Origin of the sequence: Stenotrophomonas sp. 610A2 (genome assembly GCF_030549615.1) — a bacterium.
Classification (GTDB): domain Bacteria; phylum Pseudomonadota; class Gammaproteobacteria; order Xanthomonadales; family Xanthomonadaceae; genus Stenotrophomonas; species Stenotrophomonas pigmentata.
This window is the reverse complement of the sequence record NZ_CP130832.1, coordinates 2,944,462-2,965,526: the sequence shown is the minus strand read 5'-3', so window position 1 is coordinate 2,965,526 and position 21,065 is coordinate 2,944,462. Positions and strand designations below refer to the sequence as shown.

Here is a 21,065-nt window from a genome sequence, read left to right as displayed (position 1 = left end):
GGTGCTGGCCCGGGACTGTGCGCAGGGGGCCTTGGCAACTGCGCCTGTGGCTTGGCACACTCGGGTAACCGTGGTCACTGTCGGCAATGTGCTGACGGGGCCGTAAGGTTGGCGGAATCCAACCGATGGAGAGCCTTTGATGGCGGCGAGTGTGCGTATGCGTAATACCCTGACTTTGTTCTCTGCAAACGACGATGCCCTGTGTCATCGGGTGCGGTTGGTGTTGGCGGCCAAGGGCGTGACTTACGATCTGGTGCCGGTCGATGCGCAGAACCCGCCGGAAGACCTGATCGACCTGAATCCGTACCACTCCGTGCCGACCCTGGTTGAGCGCGAGCTGGTGCTGTATGCGGCCTCGGTGGTGAGTGAATATCTGGACGAGCGCTATCCGCACCCGCCGTTGATGCCGGTTGACCCGCTGTCGCGGGCGCGTCTGCGTCTGGCGATGCTGCGCATCGAGCATGACTGGGTGCCGCAGGTGCAGGCTATTCAGATGGGCAACAAGACCCAGGCCGAGGCGGGACGCAAGCGGTTGAAGGAACTTGTGGCGCAGTCGGTGCCGTTGTTCAAGGCCTCGAAGTTCTTCCTCAACCCGGAAATGAGCCTGGCCGACTGTGCGATCGCACCGATCCTGTGGCGCCTGGAGTCACTGGGAGTTGCGCTGCCGAAGGACGGCAAGCCGATCGAGGACTATTGCAATCGCATCTTCCGTCATCCCGGTTTCGTCCGTAGCCTGACCGATCAGGAGAAGAAGTTGCGCGAGCTGCCGGGCTGAGGCACTGATTGGCTGTATCTGAACTTATCGATCACCGCCCCCGGGCGGTGATCGTGCTTCAATGCCGCGTACACTTGTGACATGACTGAAGAAACTTTCCGGATGAGCAGCCATCGCCCGTATCTGCTGCGGGCGCTGGTGGAGTGGATCAACGACAACGGCATGACGCCGCACGTGATGGTCGATGCCGGCGTGCCCGGCGTGCAGGTGCCGAGCAGCGCGGTCAAGGAAGAGCGGGTCGTGCTCAACATCGCCGAGCGGGCGGTTGTTGGCCTGCATATCGACAATGACGCGGTGAGCTTCACCGCGCGGTTTTCCGGAACCAGTTTCCCGGTGTACGTGCCGATCTCTGCCGTGCTGGCGGTGTACGCACGCGAGACCGGGCAGGGCATGGCCTTGCCGGATGACATTCCGGGCACCGAGACCACGCCGGACGATGACGATACGCCGCCGACCGATCCGCCAGAGCGTCCGCAGCCGACAGCAAAGCGCCCGTTCCTGCGGGTAGTCAAATAAATCCACCGCCGCCGCAAGGCGGCGGTTTTGTTTTCGGGCTTTATGTAGGGCCAAGCCATGCTCGGCTGGGGCCGCAGGCAGGTTTTGTAGGACCGGCGTCAGCCGCGAAGCCGGTGAGCCGCCAGATTGCAGGCATTCGGTAACTTCGAGGGTGTCGGCTCCGCGGCTGACGCCGCTCCTGCAAGGTGCATGCTTGCCTGCCAGGCAGGTTGATAAGGCCTCTGCCGAGCGTGGCTCGGCACTACCTGGTTGGGTGTGCTGGCAAGGCCTCTGCCGAGCATGGCTCGGCACTACAGGTTACAGGTTGGATCAGATGTCTTCGGCTTCTTCGGTGCTTTTGCGCAGGCGGCCGATCTGGGCGGCTGCGGGACCGCTGAAGGAGATCAACTCGCGGCCGCGCAGGACCATGCGGCCGGTGTGGCGATCCTGGCCGTCGTAGGAGTAGTCGAAGCGGAAGCTGCGCTCGAAACCCAGCCAGCCATTGGGTAGGCGGCATAGGCGCAGGCCGGTGCTGTGCACGCTCTGGTCCAGCCATTGCACGTCGGCAGCGCGGCAGGCGTTACGGCCCAGTTCGGTGGCGCGGTCGGCAGCGGCGCGGGAGCGGTCCCAGAACGCAAAGCCGATCGCGCCGACAATCATCAGGATAAGAAGGGTAGGCATGCAGCCACTTTAGGCGATCCGCTCACCTGTGCGCAGCCTTTCTGTCGGTTACGGGCGCTTGCGCGTCCGCAGGCCTCAACGGCTGACTGGCGCGGTGGGAATGGGTTCGTCTGGCGGCGGTGGCAAGGGCGCAGTGGAGTTAAATGCCGGCGTTGGCGCGGTTGCGGTCAGTTTGAGCAGCGCCGCCCAGTCCTGTCGGTTGAGGTTGCACTCTTCCTCCTGGCCCGGCGAGCAGCTGGCTTCTACCGGTGAGCTGGAGGCCTGCGTGGTGGTCTTCGGCAGTTCAAGTAGACCGGTGCGGTCGAGCATGAGCTTGCGCATCACCACCGAGTTGGCAACGTTGCCGCCGATCAGATACAGCGTGCGGTCGCCGCCCATGTTGGCGCTGACCACGATCTCGCAATGCGACTTCCAGTTGCCAGCGCGACCGCTGCCCAGGGCCTGTACAAGCCCGGCGTAGTTCAAGGTGCTGCTGCGGTCGCGCAGGAAGCAGAGCATGTCGCCCGGTGCGGGCTTTTCGCTCGCAGGATCGGCGAGCCGGTACGGCATACCGTTGCTGCCGCCCTGATAGGCGGCGCGGATGTAGTCGATATGGCGCGGCGAGCGGGTAAAGCCAGGTACGGCGGCGCGCATCATTACCCAGGAAATGAAGGCGGCCGACCAGGGGTTGTCGATCAGAAATGCGCGGCAATCACTGTCGGTGTAGCGGTTGCCGGCAGGCTGTGCACAGCTGCTGGCGCCGGCAATGGCGCCCATCGGCCCCAGCGTGCCGCTGTCGCGCCAGTAGCCGACCACGCGCTGCCAGGCGATAAGGCCGTTGTCGGCGAGGTGGTCGTTTTCGGCCTCGGTGACGCCAAGGCTGGCGATGCGGCCATCACGATCGATGAAAGGGCGGTACCAAAGCCGGTGTTCGCCACAGGCGGCTGCGACCACGGCCTTGGCGGCTTCGCTTACCCCATAGCGCGGCGGGATATCGCAGGCTTCCGCTGCCATCGCGGGCAGCGCAGGGAGCAGCAATGTCAGGCCGCACAACAGGTATCGATATGCCACAGCAGGCTCCGCTAAGGATGTTGGGGGAAGTGTCGCAGCCGGCAACGTGTGCGTACCGTGAGTCAACCCGGCGGTGGGCCCAGCTTCAATGACAGATCGATGGCCAGCACGTGCTTGGTCAGGCCGCCAATGGAAATGCAGTCCACGCCGTCTTCGGCGATGGCGCGCAAGGTGGTCATGTCGACGCTGCCGGAGACTTCCAGCGGAATCCGCCCGGCGGTGGTGCGCACGGCATCGCGGCGCATCGCTGCGCTGAAGTCGTCGATCAGGATGCGTTCGCAACCGACCGCCAGAGCTTCCTGCAGCTGCTGCAGGTCTTCCACCTCGACTACCAGTGGCAACTGCGGTTGCTGGGCGCGGGCGGCGTGTACGGCAGCGGTCAAGGAGCCGGCGGCGCGGATGTGGTTTTCCTTCAGCATCACCGTATCGAACAGGCCGATGCGATGGTTGTCGCCGCCGCCGCAGCGCACCGCGTACTTCTGCGCCAGGCGCAGGCCGGGCAGGGTCTTGCGGGTGTCGAGGATGCGTGCCTTGGTACCTGCCACCGCCGCGACGTAGCGCGCGGTGATGGTGGCGGTGCCGGACAGGGTCTGCAGGAAGTTGAGCGAGGTGCGCTCGGCGCTGACCAGGCTGCGGCTGCGCCCGCTCAGGGTTGCCAGCACCGTGCCGGCGCTGACGTGGTCGCCTTCCAGTACCCGCCAATCGATCCGGACCTGTGGGTCCAGTGCACGATGGGTGGCGTCGAACCAGGGGCGGCCGGCGATCACCGCATCCTGCTTGCACAGCAGGTAGGCAACGTCGGCGGCATCGGGCAACAGCGCGGCGGTGACATCGCCGCTGCCGATGTCCTCGGCCAGGGCGCGGGTGACATCGGCGTCAATCTGTTCCTGCGGCGGGGCCAGCGGCGGGTGCGGCAGCATTATTTGGCCGGGAAGTCGGTGATCTGGGCGGTGGCGATGGCTTCATCGGCCAGCAGCACCGGGATGCCGTCATCGACGCGGAAGATCTGCTTGCGGTCGCCGGTGACCAAGGCTTCGCGCAGCGGCTGGGCCTGTGGGCTACCGTCGGCGCGGGTCACGCTGCCGCTGCCGATGGCGCGGTTGAGGGCTTCCAGGCCAGCGCTTTCCAGCAGGAACAGCGGTTGGCGGGTATCGGGGGAGACGAGCAGGTCGAGCAGTTTGCGGTCCATCAGTTCGTGGTCTTGCTGGGAAGACGGCTAGAATACGTCTTTGCAGCAGGTGACGGCCAATGACCCCCAACCACCCCGCGCCGCTAGTCGGCATCGTGATGGGTTCCCGCTCAGACTGGGAAACCATGCAGCACGCCGCCCAGAAGCTTGATGCTTTGGGCGTTCCGTATGAAGTGAAGGTAGTTTCAGCGCACCGGACCCCGGATGTGTTGTTCAGCTATGCCGAGCAGGCCGGCCCGCGTGGTCTGCGCGCAATCATCGGTGGAGCAGGCGGCGCGGCCCATCTGCCGGGCATGCTGGCCGCCAAGACCGCGGTGCCGGTGCTGGGCGTACCGGTGCAGTCCAAGGCGCTCAACGGCATGGACTCGCTGCTGTCGATCGTGCAGATGCCGGCCGGTATCCCGGTGGCAACCTTTGCCATCGGCAATGCGGGTGCATCCAATGCGGCCCTGTTCGCCGCAGCCATGCTGGCGGCCGAGCAGCCGCAGATCGGTGTTGCGCTGGAAGCCTTCCGCGCCCGCCAGACCGAAGATGTGATGGCTGCGGACGATCCGCGCCAATGATCACGGTTGGCATTCTCGGTGGCGGGCAGCTGGCCCGCATGATGGCGCTGGCGGGAGCTCCGCTGGGCCTGCGTTTCGTGGTGTTCGATCCGGCTGCCGATGCCTGTGCAGGGCACGTGGCGCCGTTGCAGGTGGGCAACTTCGATGACACCGAGGCGCTGGCTGCGTTTGCCGCCAAGGTCGACGTCATTACCTTCGATTTCGAAAATGTGCCTGCTGCCAGCGCGCATTGGCTGGCCGAGCGCAAGCCGGTATTCCCGAATCCGGCCGCCCTGGCGGTAGCGCAGGATCGGCTCAGCGAGAAGACCCTTTTCCAGGAACTGGGCATCGCGCTGCCGGCCTTTGCCGATATCCGCAGCCGCGATGAACTGGCCGCCAAGGCTGCCGAATTCGGCATGCCATGCATCCTCAAGACGCGGCGGCTGGGCTACGACGGCAAGGGCCAGTTCCGCATCCGCGAAACATCCGATATCGATGCTGCCTGGCAGGCGCTGGGCGCGCAGGTCGACAAGACCGGGCTGATACTCGAAGGTTTTGTGGCGTTCGAGCGCGAAGTCAGCGTGGTTGCAGTGCGCGGCCGCGATGGCGAGTTCCGCGCCTGGCCGCTGACCACCAACTGGCATGTGGATGGGGTGCTGTCGGCCAGTCTGGCGCCGGCTTCGTTGTCTGACGAGCAGCAGGCAACCGCGATTGCCTATGCGCGCCGTGTTGCTGAGCGTCTGGACTACGTTGGCGTATTCGCGCTGGAGCTGTTCTGCCGCGGTGATGCCTTGCTGGCCAACGAAATGGCCCCGCGCGTACACAACTCCGGCCATTGGACCAGCGACGGCGCCGAGACCTCGCAGTTCGAAAACCACATCCGTGCCGTGCTTGGCTTGCCCTTGGGCGATACCCGCATGCTGGGCCACGCCTGCATGCTGAACTGGCTGGGGCAGATGCCCGACGCCAAAGCGGTTCTCGCCGAGCCCGCCGGTCATTGGCATGACTACGGCAAGCAGGCCCGCGAGGGCCGCAAGGTCGGTCACGCCAACCTGCGCGACGATGCTCCTGCCGCGCTGGCCGATGCATTGCAGCGCGTTGGCGAGGCCTTGGGTCGCCAGCAGCAGGTGGCACCGGTGGTGGAAACCCTGCGCCGCCGCGTGACGGCGAACTAATCATTGCCGGAGTAGGGTTCTCCAATCCCAACTGGAGAACCCGCCATGCTCGACTGGAATGACTACCGGCGTGAATTGAAGGGCCGTATTGGCGAGCTCGGCAAGCTCTCGCCGGACACGCTCAAGGGCTATATCACCTTGAGTGGCGCGGGTGCGCAGACCAACCACCTGGACGCCAAGACCCGCGAGCTCATCGCGTTGGCGGTGGCAGTGACCACGCGCTGCGATGGTTGCATCACCACCCATGTGGACGCTGCCTTGAAACAGGGCGCCAGCCGCGAGGAGATTGCCGAGGCGCTGGGTGTGGCTGTGGCGCTGAATGCCGGCGCGGCGCTGGTGTACTCGGCGCGGGTGCTGGATGCGGTGGCTGCGCACGAGTGAGGTGGGTGATGCTTCTGGCTCTCTCGGAAAACTTCCAGATCGTCATTCCCGCCTGCGCGGGATTGACGGCTTAGAGCCGAAGCCGAAGCACTGGATGTGTCCAGTTGCGGCCGAACATGTTCGCGCCAGCATTGGCTCTCAGCGCAGCTGCGCCCCGACAAAATCCCAGTTCACCAGTTTCCAGAACGCCTGCAGAAAACGCGCGCGGTCATTCTGGTAGTCCAGGTAATACGCGTGTTCCCATACATCGCAGACCAGCAGCGGCGTGCTGTCGCCGGTCAACGGGGTGTTGGCGTTGCGGGTGCTGACGATGGCCAGCTTCCCGTCCGGGTGCTGTACCAGCCAGATCCAGCCCGAACCGAACATGCTCAAAGCCGCGCGGGTGAACTCCTCGCGCAGTCTGTGCACGTCGCCAAACTGGCGATTGATGTGCTCGGCCAACGCTCCGTGCGGGTCGCCGCCTGCGCGTGGGTGCAGGCATTGCCAGAAAAAGTCGTGGTTCCAGGCCTGCGCCGCGGCCTGGAACAGGCTGCCCTGGCTGTTGCGCACGATATCTTCCAGCGGCAAGGCGTCCAGCTCGGTGCCGGCAATCCGTGCGTTGACCGTATCCACGTAGCCGCGGTGGTGCCTGCCGTGATGCAGGTCCAGGGTTTCGGCTGAGATATGCGGTTGCAGCGCGGTACGGGCGTAGGGCAGTTCAGGAAGTTGGACGGGCATCGGAGATTCTTTTCGGGGCAGGGCGCCGGGAGTTGGCCGGCTCGGCTTACAATGGTCAACCACGGGAAAGTCTATCCGACCAGGACGGGCCGTTCTTTCGCAGTAGGGAGAATTCGAATGCCGGTGATGGAACAAATCCAGGCTGAGGTGGAGCAACACCCCCTCGTCCTGTTCATGAAGGGTACGCCGCAGTACCCGATGTGCGGCTTTTCCAGCCGCGCGGTACAGGCCTTGCTGGCTGCCGGTGCGATCAACCTGCGTACCGTCAATCTGCTGGAGTTCCCGGAAGTGCGGGCCAATCTGGCGCGCTACTCGAATCTGGCGACCTTTCCGCAGTTTTTCATGCACGGCGAGCTGATTGGCGGCTGCGACATCATCCTGGAGCTGCTGGAGTCCGGTGAGCTGAAGCGTATTGTTGCCGAGGCCGGGCAAGCGTGAGTGCCCAACCTCGGGGGAGCGAGGGCGCCGATCTTGCCGGTCGGGTAATTCTCATAGCGGGCGCGGCCGGCGGTTTGGGCGCAGCGGCGACCCGGGCCTGCACCGAAGCCGGGGCGACGGTTGTGATGCTGGGCCGCAAGGTGGCCAAGCTCAATCGGGTCTACGACAGCGCGGCACAGCTGGGCCCCGAGCCACTGCTGTATCCGTTGGATCTTGAGGGTGCCAGCCCGGATGACTACGCAGCCTTGGCTGAGCGCTTGGCATCTGAAGTAGGGCGGCTGGATGGCGTGCTGCATTGTGCGGCCGACTTTGCCGGGCTGACCCCGTTCGTCAGCGCTGATCCTGCGGCCTTCGCCCGTGCCATTCACGTCAACCTGACCGCGCGTGCCTGGTTGACCCAGGCCTGCCTGCCGCTGCTGCGGCAACAGCGCGATGCTGCCGTGGTGTTTGCACTGGATGATCCGCGGCGGGTTGGCCAGGCGTATTGGGGCGGCTACGGGGTGGCCCAGTACGGGCTGCGCGGGCTGATCGAGAGCCTGCACCACGAGCTGCAGAATGGCCCGGTCCGCGTATCGGGGCTGCAGCCGGGGCCGATGCGTACCGGTTTGCGGGCACGCGCCTATACCCATGAGGAAGATGCCGCGCCGGTTGATCCGGCCAGTTACGCCGCCGCCTGCGTGCAGGTGCTCGCCGCCAGTGGCGTGCAATGGCGTGGAAAGGTGCTGGATCTGGCTCCGTGACGATCCTTTCGGCGGCCCTGCTGCTGTTTCTGATCCTGGACCCGCTGGGCAATATTCCCGTATTCCTTAGCCTACTTAAGCCACTGACGCCCCGCCGTCAGCGGGTGGTGCTGGTGCGTGAGCTGCTGATCGCGCTGGCCGTGCTGATGGCCTTCCTGTGGGGCGGCAAGTACGCACTGGAGCTGATGCACCTGCGGCAGGAGTCGGTCGCCATTGCCGGTGGCATCGTGCTGTTCCTGATCGGCATCCGCATGATCTTCCCGCGGCCGGAAGGCCTGATGGGCGCGGTGCCGGATGGGGAGCCTTTCATCGTGCCGATGGCGATCCCGCTGGTGGCCGGGCCTTCCGGCATGGCCGCGGTGATGCTGATGGGCAGCAATGAGCCGGAGCGGCTGGGCGACTGGAGCCTGGCGCTGCTGCTGGCCTGGGGCGGCACGGCCGCGATCCTGATGTCGGCAACCCTTCTGTACAAACTGCTGGGCGCCCGGGCCTTGACCGCCTTGGAGCGACTTATGGGTATGCTATTGGTCGCAATATCGGTACAGATGCTGCTGGATGGTCTGGGGACCTATCTGGCGTCAATGCGCTAACTGCTTGATCTGCCGTAGGGGAAACTGCGGCAACGCAACATGGCTGTCTTCTTGCGGTCATAAATTGTCATTACCGTGTTAACCTTATCTTAACCGTTGCGGCTGAAACCGCCTCGGAAGGGACCCCCAAGATTCAAGACGATCAGGCGCCCGGTTGACCCCGGGGCTGATGGATCGCGCTTTTTTTCAATCGCCAACTCGTTTCGAGGCTACCCACCCATGAATCATCCGCGTATCAAGATGTCCAAGCTTGCACTTGGTCTTGTCGTCGCACTTGCGGCTGCTCCGGCGTTCGCACAGAACACCTCTGCCGGCGTCGGCGGCCAGGTCACCAACAACGGCGGCCAGCCGGTTGCTGGTGCTGAAGTCACCATCACCCACGTCGAGTCGGGCACGGTCAGCCGTGCGACCACCGATGCGTCTGGTCGTTACAACGCACGCGGTCTGCGCGTGGGTGGCCCGTACACCGTCACCATCAACAAGTCCGGTGAGGGCACCAAGACCGAAGAGGGCGTCTACCTGAGCCTGAGCCAGACCAATACCGTCAACGGTACCTTGGGCGGTGACCTTGCCGCGACCAACCTGGAAGCCGTGCAGGTCATGGCTGTCGGCGGTGGTTCGGACGTGTTCAGCGCGAACAAGATGGGTGCCGGTACCTCGGTGTCGCAGCAGCAGATCGAAGCGCTGCCGTCGATCAACCGCAACATCCAGGATTACGTGCGTCTTGATCCGCGCATCAGCCAGAGCGACAAGTCGCGTGGCGAGCTGACCGTTGGTGGCCAGAACCCGCGTTTCAACGCCATCCGCATCGACGGCATCAACACCAGCGACACCTTCGGCCTGGAATCCAATGGCTTCCCGACCATGCGTCAGCCGGTCTCGATGGATGCCATCGAAGCCATCAACATCGACGTGTCCAACTACGACACCACCATCACCGGCGCTACCGGCGCAGTGGTCGATGCAGTGACGAAGTCGGGTACCAATGAGTTCCACGGCTCGGTCTACGGCACCTACCGTGATAAGGACATGGTGGGTGATCACCCGGTCACCGACGCCAAGTTCACCGGTTTTGAAGACGAGAAGACCTGGGGCGCTACCTTCGGCGGCCCGATCATCAAGGACAAGCTGTTCTTCTTCGCCAACTACGAGAAGTACGAGCGCAGCCGCGCCGCCCAGTCCTACGGCCCGATTGGTTCCAACGCCACCAACGTGGTAAACATCGATCCGGCCTTCATCGCTGAAGCACAGAAGATTGCAAAAGACGTCTACGGCGTCGATATCGGCACCCTCGACGCACCTGCTGAAACCAAGCAGGAAGTGGAAGAGTACGCCGTCAAGCTGGACTGGAACATCAACGACGACCACCGCGTCTCGGCACGTTTCTCCAAGCTGGAACAGGTTGATCCGAATCTGGTCGGCAGCAGCCGTTCCACCTCCTACGGTGGCCACGGTATGTCCGCTATCGGTCCGGCGCTGGGCCTGAGCAGCCGCTGGTACGACATCAACAAGGAAGTGAAGACCAACGTCATCCAGTTGTTCAGCGACTGGAACGAAAACTTCTCCACCGAGTTCAAGGTCGGCCGCCGTACCTATGACTCGCTGAGCAACGTCTATTCCAAGCTGCCGCAGATCATCATCGGTGGTGGCCCGGGCAACTCGGCAGTTGCTCCGCCGTACCTCAACGCCGGTGCCGACGAATTCCGTCATGGCAACGAAATCAGCACCAAGACCACCAATGCCTATGGTGCTGCCAACTGGTACCTTGGTGACCACACCCTGAAGTTCGGTTTCGATTGGGAGTCCAACGAAATCTACAACCTGTACGCGCAGAACATCTGGGGCACCTACGGCTTCGCCAACCTGGATGATTTCCGTAACGGCCACTACTGGGTGTATGACCTGAATGCGCCGGTTCCGGGCAAGGGCATGGATTCGGTCGCGATGGAATACAAGCATCGCAACACCGGCTTGTTCGTGCAGGACACCTGGGCGGTCAATTACAACCTGAACCTGATGTTCGGCCTGCGCGTCGATATTCCGGATCTGGATGACGTTCCGGTGCACAACCTGCTGGTGCAGGAGATCTACGGTTACGACAACCGTCAGACCCTGGACAAGGCACTGGTGCAGCCGCGCTTCGGCTTCAACTACACCTTTGACAACGAGCGTCCGACGCAGCTGCGTGGCGGTCTGGGTCTGTTCCAGGGTGCGGCGGCCAACGTGTGGGTGGGTAACTCCTACCAGAACAGCGGTTTCGGCCTGATCGGCTACAACCAGCGCATCACCGCTGGCATGACCCAGGCGCAGCGCGAAGCGATCTGGGCGAGCCTGCCGGTTTCGCTGGATACGAACAACCCGACCGTGCCGTCGCCGGCTTCGGGCTACACCATGATGGTCAACCTGATGGAAAAGGGCATTGCCCAGCCGTCAGTGTGGAAGGCCAACCTGGCATTCGATCATGAGCTGCCGTGGTATGGCGTCGTTGGCTCGGTTGAGTTGCTGTACACCAAGGTCAAGGACGCGATCGCATTCGAGCGCCTGGATCTGGGCAACGTCAATGCCGTGCGCGGTCAGGACGGCCGTGACATGTATTGGGTGAACCCGTATGCCCCCAGCACCAGCACTGTACGTGCAGGCAGCAATACCGGCGTTGGCGCTATCGCTGACACCATCCCGGGCTACGAGAACGTAACTGGCTGGCATAACGACGGTGTGATTCTGTTGAAGAACACCGACAAGGGCCGTAGCTATCAGTTCACTGCCAGCCTGAGCAAGCCGCTGACGGACGTCTGGGGCTGGTCGCTGGGTTACACCTATACCGATGCTACCGAAGTCAGCCCGCTGACCTCCTCGCGCGCTATCTCCAACTGGAACAGCGTCGCCGGTATCAACCCGAACGACGTGGTCGCTTCGACCTCCAACTACGAGATCAAGAACCGTTTCACCGGCAGCCTGCAGTTCCGCAAGGCGTTCTTTGGTGACAACTACACGACCTTCTCGATGTTCTACGAAGGCCGTTCGGGTCTGCCGTACAGCTGGCGCTTCCTGAACGATGCCAACGGCGACGGTTACAGCAACGACCTGTTCTACGTGCCGGCAGGCCGTGGTGACGTCAAGTTCACCGGCGGTGCTGCGATGGAAGATGCGTTCTTTGCGTGGTTGGATCGTCAGGAAGGTCTTGCCGGTTATGGCGGTCAGGCAGCGCCGCGTAACAGCCAGCGCAACGCATGGGTCAACACCTTCGATGTGCGCATCAGCCAGGAACTGCCGACCTTCTTCAAGGGTCACAAGGCTGAGATCTGGTTGGACATCATGAACGTCGGCAACCTGCTCAACAAGGATTGGGGACAGGTCAGCTACGCCTCGCCGTTCAGCGATCGTGGCGCTGCCACCTTCGCGGGTATCGACCAGGCTACCGGCAAGTACATCTACAACTTCGACGAAAGCAAGGTCACCAAGGTCAACCTGACCGATTGGGAATCGCGCTGGTCGATGCAGATTGGCTTCCGCTACAAGTTCTGATCATCTGACTGATCGGATGTAAACCGAAAACGGCCGGGGCGACCCGGCCGTTTTCTTTTTAATGGGGGGAGCGCTAAAGTCGATCGCCAAAGAGGAAGGAGCAGTTGTGGAAATGACCAAGAATGAAGTGGCAGCGAGGGCGCTGCCGGTGCAGGACGCACGTATTTATCCGCGTGGTGGTCTGGATGTGTTGTCGCGGGCAGAAGTGGCGCGGTTGCGCGACGCTTCCGGTGGCGGCATGCATGAACTGCTGCGACGCTGTGCGCTGGCGGTGCTGACCAGTGGCAGTGCCTCGGATGACCCGCGCGCTGCGCGCGATCTGTATCCGGATTTCGATGTGCAGGTGACCCAGCAGGACCGCGGCGTCCGCATCGACCTGAGCAATGCGCCGGCAGTGGCCTTCGTTGATGGCGAAATCATCCGTGGTATCGCTGAGCTGCTGTTCTCGGTGGTGCGCGATCTGGCCTATATGGCGATCGAGCTGGGGCCGGAATACGCCTCCGATCTGGAGACCTCCGACGGCATCACCAATGCGGTGTTCGGCGTGCTGCGCAATGCGCGCATCCTGCAGCCCAGCGACCCGAACCTGGTCGTGTGCTGGGGCGGTCACTCGATTTCGCGTGACGAATACCTGTACACCAAGCAGGTCGGCTATGAGCTGGGCCTGCGCGGCCTGGACATCTGCACCGGCTGCGGCCCGGGTGCGATGAAGGGGCCGATGAAGGGCGCCACCATTGCCCATGCCAAGCAGCGCAAGACCAATACCCGTTACATCGGCATCACCGAGCCGGGCATCATCGCCGCCGAGTCGCCGAACCCGATCGTCAACCACCTGGTGATCATGCCGGACATCGAGAAGCGCCTTGAGGCGTTTGTCCGCCTCGGCCACGGCATCATCGTGTTCCCGGGCGGCGTCGGTACCGCCGAGGAGATCCTGTACCTGCTTGGCATCCTGTTGAGCGAGGAGAACAAGGACCTGCCGTTCCCGCTGATTCTCAGTGGCCCGGCCATTGCTGCGCCTTACTTCCAGCAGATCGACCGTTTCATCCGTTTGACCCTGGGTGACAAGGCGGCGGAGCGTTACGAAATCATCGTTGGCGACCCGGTTGGAGTGGCCCGCAAGATGTCGCAGGGCATCAAGCGCGTGCGTGAGTTCCGTCTGGCGCAGCGTGATTCGTTCTTCTACAACTGGCAGGTGGAAATCCCGCTGCCCTACCAGCAGCCGTTCGTGCCTACGCATGAAGCCATGGCTGGGCTGGACCTGCACAAGGGTCGCCCGGCCCCGGACCTTGCTGCAGATCTGCGCCGCGCGTTCTCCGGCATCGTCGCCGGCAACGTCAAGGAAGAAAGCATGGCCCGGATCGAGGAATTCGGCCCCTTCAAGATCCACGGCGATACCGAGATGATGCAGGCGTTGGACGAGTTGCTGCGCGCGTTTGTCGAGCAGCGCCGGATGAAGATTTCCGGTGAGTATCGTCCTTGTTATCAGGTGGTTGCCTGATCAGCAGGATCAGGCGGGTAGGGTGATGGTGGTGATGTGGCGACCGTTTTCGATTCGTGTCGCCACATCGCCAAGTCCTCCCGTCAGCGCCAGGATACGGGCGCGGGACGATTCGAGCCCGACCTTGTGGCCAGTGCGGGTGGTACTTGCGCCAGGCGGCGGCATGTCGTTTTTTACGATGATCTGGAGCCGATCCCTGTCCTCCACCACGGCTATGCAGATCTCGCCGCCTTCTGGTGAGGGCTCGATTCCATGATGGATCGCGTTCTCAACCAGCGGTTGTAGCGACAGTGTCGGTACCAGGCGGTTAGGCAGAATTCCGGGTAGCTGCCAGTCAATGCGCATGCGCTGGCCAAATCGCAGGGCTTCAATCTCGGTGTAGCGCCGGGTAAGCGCGATTTCTTCCGCCAGCGGTATTTCCTGCGCTCCACCCAGTGCCGCACGGAACAGGTCAGCCAAATCCAGTAGCAATCGTTCGGCTTCCTCAGGGCGGCTGTGAACAAGGGCGGCGCCGGTATTGAGCGTGTTGAATAGAAAGTGCGGGCGGATGCGCGCGCGTAGCGCCTCCAGCTCGGCCTGTTTGGCGCGCACGGCCAATTGCCGTGCCTGCCAATGGTTCTGATAGCTGAGCAGGGTAAGCAGGCCGGCGACGAGCGCCAGGCCTAGTGATCGGTACAGCAGCGTCTGGCCTTCGATGGCGGGCTGCTGCGTGCCCAGAAGCTCCCAGCCCGTCTTGATCACCAGCCAGGTCATCAGTAGCAGGATGGCCAGGGCCAGCCAGGCCAGGCTCTGCGTGGAGGAGGCGTTGAGCCAACGTCGCAGCAGGTAAAGGAGGCCAAGCGTGCTCAGCAGTATCAGCTGGGTGGTCAATGATGCCAGTCCAAACAAGACCAGCCTGTCTTCGATGGCGACCGGCGACAGCGCCAGGATCGCGGCCAGCGCCTCGCCCGCCATGATCATCGCGATCAGCGTGGTCGGCCGGAACAGCACGTCCAAGGGTTGTTTGAAGGTGGGGCTCACGCTCGGGTTCCGTTCAGGGGCGCCTTTGGACCGTCCATCGTCCGGTGCTGGCAGGACGGTGCGGCCGTGACCTAGATTAATAGATGTAGAAAGAGGGAGGTGGGTGTATGCGTAGGAACCGGGGAGGTGTCGGGCGCTGGCCGGCATCGGGTTTCACATTGATCGAGTTGATGGTGACGGTCGCTGTTCTGGCGATTGTCGCGTCCATTGCCGCGCCTTCGATGCAGGCCCTGATCGGGGCCAATCGCTTGAGCACGGCGACGACCGAGCTGGTCACGGCATTGCAGTTGGCACGCAGTGAAGCTGTGCGGCGCAACGCGGCTGTAACCGTGTGTGCCAGTGATGATGGGCTGGTGTGCGCATCAAAGACTTCCTGGACGCGTTGGATCGTGGTGGGGCGTGACAACGTCGCAGGCGCCAACGACGTAGTTCGTGACTCGGCTGTCAACGCCAAGGTGCAGGTATCCGGGCCGGCTGGCGGCATTCGGTTCCGGCCTTCGGGGCTGATCGATGCCCAGGAGGTCATGTCGGTCTGCATTCCCGTTACCAATCCCGCGAACAACACCCGGACAGTAACTTTGATGGCCAGTGGCGGTGTCGTCACGACCAAGGCAAATGGTGGTGGAGCATGCGCATGATCAAGATCAAAGGTCGGGGTGCCAGCCGCAGGGGCGGCAGACCATCGCCGCGTACCAATCGGGGCGTGAGTTTGCTCGAAGTGATGATTTCGGTGCTAATACTTGCCATTGGCCTGCTTGGCATCGCTGCGATGCAGGCCTTGGCCTTGCGCGGTGGGCAGAGCTCTTTGGAAAGCACCCAGGCAGTGATGCAGACAACCTCGATTGTCGAAGCGATGCGTGCCAATCGGGTCAATGCAGCCAACTACGTCATTGGCATGACCTGTGCGGCCAGCGGCAGTGGGTCGCTGGCCCAGAATGACCTCTCAGCCTGGCTCACATCACTGAAAACCACCCTCGGAGCGGACGGGGATACCAGCACCTGCGGACGCATTGAAGCACTCGGCAATAGTCGGTATCGGGTGACCGTGCAGTGGGACGATACTCGCGCCGGTGGCGCTGCGCAGCGGCAGATTGCAACTGAGGTGCGGATATGAGCCGCCGTTCCCAGGTGAACTTGCGGGCCACACGCTACAGCGGCGGCTTCAGCCTGATCGAGTTGATGATCGCGCTGGTGTTGGGCCTGCTGGTGGTCGGCGCGGCGTTCGTGGTGTTCCAGTCCAATCGCAATTCGTTCCGTGCTTCGGAGGGCGTCAATCGCATCCAGGAAGGTGCGCGGGTAGCGTTTGAGCTGCTGTCGGCTGATATCCGTTCGGTGGGCGGCGGCGGCTGTTCGTCGGCGTCCAGTGTGGAAACCACTGATGGCGTGTCGTTGGCCTATGACAGAACGCCGGTGTTGGGCAGTGGTACTGAATTGACCTTGGTGTCCGGCGAGGACTCCAGTTACAAGATTACCGCCTCGACCAATACCTCGGTCACCCTGGACTCAACCCAATTGGCCGATGCGACCAAGGCATTCGCAGTCGGGGACCGAATCTTGTTGTGTAACGCGCGCAAGAGCTATCTGGTCGACCTGAGCGGCGTCGGCACCAGCACCCTCAGCTTTCCTGCTTTGCCTGAGTCCTACGATCTACGCACTGACGAGCACGCTCCGGCGGCATCGGTGATGGTTGCGCGCCTGCGCAGCACCCGCTGGTATGTGGCTGACAACCCGCGTGGAGGCAGGTCTTTGTATGTCTCGCGCTTCGGTGCGGCAGGCCAGGAGGTTACCGATGGCGTGCAGTCCGTTGCGTTCACCTATCTCACGGAAGGGGCTGCAACTTACAGCGCCACGCCAGCATCCTGGAGCAACGTTATCGCCGTGCGTACGACGCTGGTGCTCAATGGTGATGATGTGGATGGCAAGGCATTGACCCGAACCAGTTCCAATGTTGTCAGCCTCAGGAGTCGCACCCTATGAACCGGTCTTTCAATCGCAACCGGTTGGCGGTGCCTGCACGGCAGCAGGGTGTGACCTTGATGGTCGTGCTGATTCTGCTGGTGATCCTTTCGATACTGGGGGTCGCCATCCTGCGTAGCACTTCGATGCAGGATCGCATGAGCGCGAACATGCGTGACCGTAGTCTCGCGTTGCAGGGGGCCGAGACGGCTTTGCGTTATGCGCAGGACCAGGTTCTGGCCGGGGCTGCCAATGATGTATGGGCGGGTGCGGTGCCAGTAGCTGCCGATTGCACTGCGTCGGGTATCTGTCCCACCGGCTCCACGGCCACCTGGAAGAGCGTGCCTGCCGGCAGTTACGACTCGAAGCTGGCGGCGGCGCCACAGTATTGGATCGAGTATCTGGGGATTGCGCCGGGATATAGGGGCAGCTGCGACACGATGCCGCCGTCACCTGATTGCGAAAGCCCGATGTTTCGCATCACCGCGCGCAGCCAGTCGCAAGGTCGCGCCAATGTGGAGTTGCAGGCCAATGTGTCCAGCCGCACTCCGACGCCAGGGCAGTAATCGATGAAGGCCAAAGACATGAAGACCAATAAGCGCACGGGTTCCCGCGGTCAGCGGTGGGTTGCGCCGGCAGCTTTCCTGGTGACGTTCGTCACAATGTCAGCGCATGCCGGGATCGTGATCCCCGATGATCCGTTGACTACGTCTGCGCGTGTCGCGCCCAACATCATGTTCATTCTTGACGACTCAGGCTCGATGGCCTGGCGCAACATGAATAATCGTGATGTGTCGACGATCACGGGCACCAGCTTTACCAGTAGCCCGGATCGTGACGGCGTTTCCAACGGAACGTCGTACACCATTCAAAGCTCCGGCAATGCAGCGATGTACATGCAGAGCTACGCGACCAACTCTCTGTATTACAACCCGACGGTCAACTACCAGCCATGGATGCAGGCAAGCGGCGTGCGCATGACGGGGGGGCAGAGCTATGCGGCGGCCTATAGCGACCCTCTGAATGTACAGAACAGCGACGCCGGTACGACCAGTGGGACGGTCAACCTGTCCAGCAATACCTCGACATTCTATGTTCCGAAGCAACCGGCCAACACCGGCGCGGCCTATCTGTCATCGATCAGTAATTACTACCGGTATCAGATCTTGCCGGGTAGCGGGGGGATCTATCGGTCGGAATACCTTGGTTATACAGCGGCGAATACTCCGGTAACCCAAGGTACGCTTGCGACTACCAGTGCTGGTAGTGTGGCTGCGGGGACTTATAGCCTCGTCTACAGTATCGATGTGCCTGCGGGTTCGGAAAACCTGGTGATTTCCACCTCGGGTGGCTCCGTCAGTGGTAGCAATCGTGGTGCTGACCTCTTTGTGCGGAAGGACAACTCCAACGTCACCACATCCAATTACACCTCCCGAAGCCAGTCGAATGGTAATGCGGAATCTGTTTCGTTCGGCGGGCCATCCGGCACCTATTATGTACGTCTGTATGCGCAGACTGCATATACGGGGCCTATTACGATTTCCTACAGCTATATTGACGGCTCATCGGGTTGTGCTGTCTCCACTTCGGGCTCCGGCTGGCGCAATTGTCAGGTTGCTACTCCAACCGGCCGTAGTGAGGCTGACGAGAAGACCAACTTTGCAACCTGGTATTCCTACCATGTGACGCGCACCAAGGCGGCGAAGGCCGGTGCTGCGGAAGCCTTTGGTTCGCTCGACAGTAAAGTGCGCGTGGGCTTCAGGACCATCTGGGATCGCAATAATTTCGACATCCCTGTTGGTGATGGCAACGATGGGCGTTTCGTCAACAACGTCCGCGATGCGACCATTCCAGGCAGTACAAACACAACCTCACGCAGCACGTGGTTCAACCGGCTGTTTGCCGCGGGTGCCAACAGCGGTACGCCGTTGCAGGCAGCGCTGAACAGCGCAGGGCAGTACTACAGCAGGGCTGATGCAGCTGGTCCTTATGGGCCTGAGGCTGGTGCCGCGCAGCTATCTTGCCGTCAGAACTTTACGATTCTCACTACTGATGGTTACTGGAACAACGGTGTTGCCAGCAGCGGGAACGCAGACGGCAGCAGTGGCAGCAAAATTCTCGGGCCCAAAGGTGCGAGCTATACCTATAGCTCCGCTGCACCATTCCGGGATAGCTATTCCAACACCTTGGCCGACGTGGCCATGCGTTACTGGAAGACCGATCTGCGCACCGAAGACTACATGGGCAATTCGGTCAAGCCTGACAACAACAATGTCCCGACTTCCGACGCAAATCCCGCGTTCTGGCAGCACATGGTTACTTTTGGTATCTCCATCGGTCTGAAGACCACGATGGGTTGGAGCAGTGTCAGTGACGTGCCGGCCAATCCAACCTGGCCGGACCCGGATACTGCAAATCCCAATACCGACAATGCACGCCGAATAGACGATCTGCTCCATGCTGCAGTCAATGGTCATGGGCGGTTCGTTGCTGCATCAAGTCCTGCGGAGTTTACTGCAGGCCTGGGCGAGGCTCTGGCTGCCATTGCGCAGCGTACGGGTTCGTTCTCCAACGTCGCGACCAACTCCACCTCGCTGAATACCGGTTCAAAGGCTTTCAGTGCCAGTTATGTATCCGGGACCTGGACCGGTCAGGTGATGGGGCAGACTGTCGGCCGGGACGGTATCGGTAGCGGATGGACGTCGACCATTCCAGCGTTTACCAGTCGCAACGTATTCACTTATCGCGGCGTGTTCCCGAGCACTACCCAGTTGGCTGCGTTGCAGCGGACTGGTGGGCCCGCTGATTACGCGGTAACCGGCGTTGATAATGCCAATTACATCAAGGGTGATCCAAGTCTCGAAGAGCGCAATGGTGGTCTGCTGCGCAATCGCCCAACCACCGTGCTGGGTGACATCGTGGGTTCCTCGCCTGCCTACGTAAAGGAGACAGACACGCTGTACGTCGGTGCCAATGACGGCATGTTGCATGCATTCAATGCCAGTACTGGCGCGGAAATATTCGCCTACGTCCCCGGTATCGTGGCGACAAGTCAGCTGGCCACGATCAGTCGTGGTGATTACGCCCACAAGTTCCTGGTCGATGGTCCCGTGGTTACCAGTAGTCGTTCATTGACACCGGGCAAGAATCTTCTGGTTGGCTCCTTGGGTCGCGGAGGCAAGGGCTTGTATGCCTTGGATGTAACCGAGCCTGCGTTGGCGACCGGTACCAGCATCTCCAAGTGGGAGCGCTCGGAGACCCCTGGCAATAACATGGGGCTTGTATTGGGGCGTCCGATTCTCGCAAAGGTGAAGACTGGCGCTGCCGCCGCAATTGTTGGTAATGGTCCCAACAGCTCGGGCGAGAAGGCTGTACTTATCGTGCTCGATGCCAATACGGGCGCGGTGATCCGCGAGATAGACACCGGCATTGGTTCAACGCTGCTGCCGAATGGTCTGTCAGCACCTACGGGTGTTTACGGTAGCGATGGCAAGACCTTGGCTTATGTCTATGCAGGGGATCTGCAGGGCAATGTCTGGAAGTTTGATCTGACCAATGCGAGCCCGGCTTCATGGACTGCCAAGCGCCTGTTCACCGCAACCTTGAACAGCGTTACCAACCCGACAGGCAAGGCGCAGCCGATCACTGCAGGTGTCACGATCGCGATCCAGCCGCGTACCAGCAAGCGTTGGGTATTCTTTGGTACCGGCCGCTACCTGACGACTGATGATGCGGATTCAAGCAATACCGCGGTGCAGAGCATGTATGGCTTCATCGATGATGATGCGGCAGTAGCGCGCTCGGATCTGACGCGGCGCACAGTAGAGGTGACCTCGGCTTCGGCGAGTGGGTATTCGGTGCGTGCGTTCGAGAAAGCGGCAGCCTTGCCGGCTGATTCGCACGGCTGGTATGTCGATCTGCCGGATGCGGGTGAGCGTATCGTGCAGGATGCCCAGGTGGTTTCCTCATACCTGATCACCGCCAGCATGGTGCCCACCGGTACTGCCTGCGATGCAAATGGTCGGGGCTACATCAATGCGTTGGATGCATTCAGTGGCACCAGTGCGGCCAGCTCGTACTTCGATCTGGACAATGATCCGGGGACAAGTGACAAGACGGGTGATCTGCCTATTGGTTCGGTCGACGCAGGTGTTGGCATGCCGACCCTGCCCAATTTGATGCGTGGCGTAACCTTGTTGGGAGGCAGCGGTGGAGCTGTCGGTACGCTGCGGACACTACAACCCCGTTGGGAACGTGTTTCCTGGCGAGAGCTAAAGGCGGAATGAGTCC

21 protein-coding genes are annotated in these 21,065 nt (G+C 62.0%); 15 read left to right on the top strand and 6 right to left on the bottom strand.

Annotation, left to right across the window (positions count from 1 at the left end):
• Nucleotides 1-139: 139 nt before the first annotated feature.
• A complete protein-coding gene (locus tag Q5Z11_RS13340) occupies nucleotides 140-775 on the top strand; it encodes a glutathione S-transferase N-terminal domain-containing protein (RefSeq protein ID WP_303746855.1) in 636 nt (211 codons plus the stop codon).
• A gap of 81 nt (nucleotides 776-856) precedes the next feature.
• The gene (locus tag Q5Z11_RS13335) at nucleotides 857-1,291 is read left to right on the top strand and encodes a ClpXP protease specificity-enhancing factor (RefSeq protein ID WP_303746854.1); all 435 of its coding nucleotides are present in this window, start codon (nucleotides 857-859) and stop codon (nucleotides 1,289-1,291) included.
• 309 nt (nucleotides 1,292-1,600) lie between these two features.
• Here the strand turns inward: Q5Z11_RS13335 and Q5Z11_RS13330 are convergent, their stop codons facing one another.
• The 4 genes from Q5Z11_RS13330 to Q5Z11_RS13315 form a co-directional block, all read right to left on the bottom strand.
• A complete protein-coding gene (locus Q5Z11_RS13330) occupies nucleotides 1,601-1,951 on the bottom strand; it encodes a DUF3301 domain-containing protein (protein ID WP_062166374.1) in 351 nt (116 codons plus the stop codon).
• A 75-nt stretch (nucleotides 1,952-2,026) separates the two neighbouring features.
• Nucleotides 2,027-2,944, bottom strand: coding sequence for a DUF2272 domain-containing protein (locus Q5Z11_RS13325; RefSeq protein ID WP_303750039.1), 918 nt, complete (start codon nucleotides 2,942-2,944; stop codon nucleotides 2,027-2,029).
• A gap of 119 nt (nucleotides 2,945-3,063) precedes the next feature.
• Nucleotides 3,064-3,921, bottom strand: coding sequence for a carboxylating nicotinate-nucleotide diphosphorylase (nadC, locus tag Q5Z11_RS13320; protein WP_303746853.1), 858 nt, complete (start codon nucleotides 3,919-3,921; stop codon nucleotides 3,064-3,066).
• Nucleotides 3,921-4,190, bottom strand: coding sequence for a Trm112 family protein (locus Q5Z11_RS13315; RefSeq protein ID WP_303746852.1), 270 nt, complete (start codon nucleotides 4,188-4,190; stop codon nucleotides 3,921-3,923). The genes nadC and Q5Z11_RS13315 overlap by 1 nt, the downstream gene beginning before the upstream one ends.
• A 59-nt stretch (nucleotides 4,191-4,249) precedes the next feature.
• Between Q5Z11_RS13315 and purE the strand changes: the two genes are divergently transcribed.
• From purE to Q5Z11_RS13300, 3 genes are read left to right on the top strand one after another with little or no spacing between them, the layout of a single operon-like run.
• A complete protein-coding gene (purE, locus tag Q5Z11_RS13310) occupies nucleotides 4,250-4,753 on the top strand; it encodes a 5-(carboxyamino)imidazole ribonucleotide mutase (RefSeq protein WP_303746851.1) in 504 nt (167 codons plus the stop codon).
• The gene (locus Q5Z11_RS13305; protein WP_303746850.1) at nucleotides 4,750-5,907 is read left to right on the top strand and encodes a 5-(carboxyamino)imidazole ribonucleotide synthase; all 1,158 of its coding nucleotides are present in this window, start codon (nucleotides 4,750-4,752) and stop codon (nucleotides 5,905-5,907) included. The genes purE and Q5Z11_RS13305 overlap by 4 nt, the downstream gene beginning before the upstream one ends.
• A 45-nt stretch (nucleotides 5,908-5,952) precedes the next feature.
• Nucleotides 5,953-6,288, top strand: coding sequence for a carboxymuconolactone decarboxylase family protein (locus Q5Z11_RS13300; protein WP_303746849.1), 336 nt, complete (start codon nucleotides 5,953-5,955; stop codon nucleotides 6,286-6,288).
• A 138-nt stretch (nucleotides 6,289-6,426) separates the two neighbouring features.
• On the opposite strand, the gene Q5Z11_RS13295 is transcribed toward Q5Z11_RS13300, so the two are convergent.
• Nucleotides 6,427-7,005 carry a superoxide dismutase gene (locus Q5Z11_RS13295; RefSeq protein WP_303746848.1) on the bottom strand — a complete coding sequence of 193 codons (579 nt, stop codon included), beginning with the start codon at nucleotides 7,003-7,005 and terminating at the stop codon, nucleotides 6,427-6,429.
• Between the two features lie 117 nt (nucleotides 7,006-7,122).
• Between Q5Z11_RS13295 and grxD the strand changes: the two genes are divergently transcribed.
• From grxD to ppnN, 5 genes are all read left to right on the top strand, one after another.
• Nucleotides 7,123-7,443, top strand: coding sequence for a Grx4 family monothiol glutaredoxin (gene grxD, locus Q5Z11_RS13290; RefSeq protein WP_303750038.1), 321 nt, complete (start codon nucleotides 7,123-7,125; stop codon nucleotides 7,441-7,443).
• Nucleotides 7,440-8,183, top strand: coding sequence for an SDR family NAD(P)-dependent oxidoreductase (locus Q5Z11_RS13285; protein WP_303746847.1), 744 nt, complete (start codon nucleotides 7,440-7,442; stop codon nucleotides 8,181-8,183). Before grxD ends, Q5Z11_RS13285 begins: the two co-directional genes overlap by 4 nt.
• Complete coding sequence (locus tag Q5Z11_RS13280) at nucleotides 8,180-8,773, top strand: YhgN family NAAT transporter (protein ID WP_303746846.1); 594 nt, start codon at nucleotides 8,180-8,182, stop codon at nucleotides 8,771-8,773. Before Q5Z11_RS13285 ends, Q5Z11_RS13280 begins: the two co-directional genes overlap by 4 nt.
• A 219-nt stretch (nucleotides 8,774-8,992) precedes the next feature.
• Nucleotides 8,993-12,298, top strand: coding sequence for a TonB-dependent receptor (locus Q5Z11_RS13275; RefSeq protein ID WP_303746845.1), 3,306 nt, complete (start codon nucleotides 8,993-8,995; stop codon nucleotides 12,296-12,298).
• A gap of 112 nt (nucleotides 12,299-12,410) precedes the next feature.
• Entirely contained in the window at nucleotides 12,411-13,799 is a 1,389-nt protein-coding gene (gene ppnN / locus Q5Z11_RS13270; RefSeq protein ID WP_303746844.1) for a nucleotide 5'-monophosphate nucleosidase PpnN, read from the top strand.
• A gap of 9 nt (nucleotides 13,800-13,808) precedes the next feature.
• On the opposite strand, the gene Q5Z11_RS13265 is transcribed toward ppnN, so the two are convergent.
• On the bottom strand, nucleotides 13,809-14,819 hold the full coding sequence (locus Q5Z11_RS13265; RefSeq protein ID WP_303746843.1) for a sensor histidine kinase: 1,011 nt from the start codon (nucleotides 14,817-14,819) through the stop codon (nucleotides 13,809-13,811).
• 107 nt (nucleotides 14,820-14,926) lie between these two features.
• Here Q5Z11_RS13265 and Q5Z11_RS13260 point away from each other — a divergent pair, with 107 nt between their 5' ends.
• Genes Q5Z11_RS13260 through Q5Z11_RS13240 form a run of 5 tightly spaced genes read left to right on the top strand, consistent with a single transcriptional unit; the run spans nucleotide 14,927 to nucleotide 21,061 of the window.
• Nucleotides 14,927-15,457 carry a GspH/FimT family pseudopilin gene (locus Q5Z11_RS13260; RefSeq protein WP_303746842.1) on the top strand — a complete coding sequence of 177 codons (531 nt, stop codon included), beginning with the start codon at nucleotides 14,927-14,929 and terminating at the stop codon, nucleotides 15,455-15,457.
• Nucleotides 15,454-15,933, top strand: a complete 480-nt coding sequence (pilV, locus tag Q5Z11_RS13255; RefSeq protein WP_303746841.1) for a type IV pilus modification protein PilV — start codon at nucleotides 15,454-15,456, stop codon at nucleotides 15,931-15,933. Before Q5Z11_RS13260 ends, pilV begins: the two co-directional genes overlap by 4 nt.
• Nucleotides 15,930-16,796: a PilW family protein gene (locus Q5Z11_RS13250; protein WP_303746840.1), complete on the top strand. Its 867-nt coding sequence runs from the start codon at nucleotides 15,930-15,932 to the stop codon at nucleotides 16,794-16,796. Before pilV ends, Q5Z11_RS13250 begins: the two co-directional genes overlap by 4 nt.
• A complete protein-coding gene (locus Q5Z11_RS13245; protein WP_303746839.1) occupies nucleotides 16,793-17,341 on the top strand; it encodes a pilus assembly PilX family protein in 549 nt (182 codons plus the stop codon). Before Q5Z11_RS13250 ends, Q5Z11_RS13245 begins: the two co-directional genes overlap by 4 nt.
• Nucleotides 17,342-17,344: 3 nt before the next feature.
• Complete coding sequence (locus Q5Z11_RS13240) at nucleotides 17,345-21,061, top strand: PilC/PilY family type IV pilus protein (protein ID WP_303746838.1); 3,717 nt, start codon at nucleotides 17,345-17,347, stop codon at nucleotides 21,059-21,061.
• Nucleotides 21,062-21,065 lie beyond the last annotated feature (4 nt).